Below are 545 nucleotides of genomic sequence, written 5' to 3'. Positions count from 1 at the left end.
CCGTAGGGGAACCTGCGGTTGGATCACCTCCTTACCTAACGATACGCATTGCGCAGTGTCCACACAGATTGTCTGATAGAAAGTAACGAGCAAATAAGGCCGGGCTGAGAAATTAGTCGGGCTTTAGTACCTTGTTGGGTCTGTAGCTCAGGTGGTTAGAGCGCACCCCTGATAAGGGTGAGGTCGGTGGTTCAAGTCCACTCAGACCCACCAACTCTACTTATCCTTGTCGCTTTTAATCGTTGCGTTACTCATGTGCGTTTGCACACTGCGTGACTCACGTTAAAATCGCCTGCGGCTAAGCGAATTGGAAACACAAGGTAAACTGCTTTTTATATGGGGCTATAGCTCAGCTGGGAGAGCGCCTGCCTTGCACGCAGGAGGTCAGCGGTTCGATCCCGCTTAGCTCCACCATATAAAAAACTATTTCAAAACGTACTGCGGTCGCAAGACTCAGTGGGTTGTGAAATATTGCTCTTTAACAATCTGGAACAAGCTGAAAATTGAAACAATACAGCTGAAACTTATCTCTCCGTAGATGTACT

General features: G+C 47.9%; 2 tRNA genes. Both read left to right on the top strand.

The window, feature by feature from the left end:
* Nucleotides 1–136 precede the first annotated feature (136 nt).
* Nucleotides 137–213: transfer RNA gene (locus tag FTA96_RS09230), tRNA-Ile, on the top strand.
* A gap of 125 nt (nucleotides 214–338) precedes the next feature.
* Nucleotides 339–414, top strand: a tRNA-Ala gene (locus FTA96_RS09225).
* Nucleotides 415–545: the final 131 nt, after the last annotated feature.

Origin of the sequence: Yersinia alsatica (genome assembly GCF_902170305.1) — a bacterium.
GTDB lineage: Bacteria > Pseudomonadota > Gammaproteobacteria > Enterobacterales > Enterobacteriaceae > Yersinia > Yersinia alsatica.
The sequence above is the reverse complement of the archived record's forward strand: the minus strand, read 5'-3'. Positions and strand labels throughout refer to the sequence as shown.